Below are 1,362 nucleotides of genomic sequence, written 5' to 3'. Positions count from 1 at the left end.
GGTGGGGCCCCGGCGGTGGGGGCCCAGGACCCGGTCACGGTCGCGGTGGCGGCCCCGGCGGCGGCCATGGACGCGGTGGCGGCGGGTTCCCGTTCAAGATCCCCGGCCTTCACTTCTGAGTGGCATTCACATCCGACAGTCGTAAGATGGGCTAATAATTCACCGGTCCTAGTGGAGGAGGTGCGGTGGACATCGTTCTGGGGGTCTCGATGGCACCGCCATCGGTACGCATGGTCCTCGTCGAGGGAGAGCGCGCCGGTGGCGTGACCGTCGATGAAGACGGCTTCGAGGTGGACGCCGACGAGGTGGCGTTCCCCGACCAGGTCGTGTCGGCCATCCTGGGCACCCAGGAAAGCGCGCGGGAGAGCGGCTACCGGCTGGCCTCGACCGGGGTGACCGTCGCCAACCAGCTGCAAGCCGGCCAACTGCGTGACGCGTTGGCCGGTCACCGAGTCGAGAACGTCATGCTGGTGTCGGCCTTCTTGGCGGCCGCTGCCTTGGCGCAGACCGTCGGCGGTTCGGTCGGCTACGAGCGGACCGCTCTGATGTTCATCGAGCCGGACGGGGCGACCCTGGCCGTCGTCGCCTCATCGGACGGTTCGATCGCCGAGGTGCAGCGGGTGGCGCTGCCGTCCGATGACGCCGCCGCAGTGGGCGAGCTGACCCGCCTGGCCGCCGAGGCCGGTCGTCTGTCGCCGCGACCCGACGGCTTGTTCGTGGTCGGTTCCGGCGTCAACGTCGGCTTGGTCAAGCCCGAGCTGGACGCCGTCAGCGCCATCCCGGTCAGCGTGCCCGAGGAGCCCGATACCGCGCTGGCGCGCGGCGCGGCGCTGGCCAGTGCCCATGCGCCGCTGTTCGACTCATCGACCTCGGCGCTGGCGTGGGCCCGCGACCCGGGCACCGGCGTGATCGACCCGGACCTGGTCGCGCTCGGCTACTCCTCTCAGGCCTACCGAACCGACTATGACGCCACCATGGGCGAGTACGCGCTGGCCTACAGTGCGGTCCCCGACGACGCCGGCGACAGCGGCTATCTGAACCTGGTCGACGCCACCGGCTTCGACGGCACCGTGATCGAGGACGACGAGGACTACCTGCCGAGTTCCGGTGTGGATCAGTTCGACGACAGCAAGCACCAACAGCGCCGCAGCCCCTTCCTGTTGGCCGGCAGCGGCCTGGCGGCGTTCTTCGTCGTCGGGGTCTCCAGCCTGGTGGTGGCGCTGGCCGTCAGCATCCGGCCCACAGCCGCAGATCGCCCGCCGCCCACCGGGCACATCGTGGTCCCCACCCAGCAGGCGCCGGCCCCGGCGCCTGCTGGGTGGGGACCACGATGTGCCCGGTGGGCGGCGGGCGATCTGCGGC

1 protein-coding gene is annotated in these 1,362 nt (G+C 70.9%); it reads left to right on the top strand.

Translation table 11 applies throughout. The features are described 5' to 3' along the window. Positions 1-185 precede the first annotated feature (185 nt). Positions 186-1,362: DUF7159 family protein (locus tag EJK91_RS21340; protein ID WP_125079896.1), on the top strand; the 1,177-nt coding region annotated here is incomplete at its 3' end.

Source organism: Mycobacterium sp. P7213, from assembly GCF_900604305.1.
Classification (GTDB): Bacteria; Actinomycetota; Actinomycetes; order Mycobacteriales; family Mycobacteriaceae; genus Mycobacterium.
This window is presented reverse-complemented; position numbering and strand designations above follow the sequence as displayed.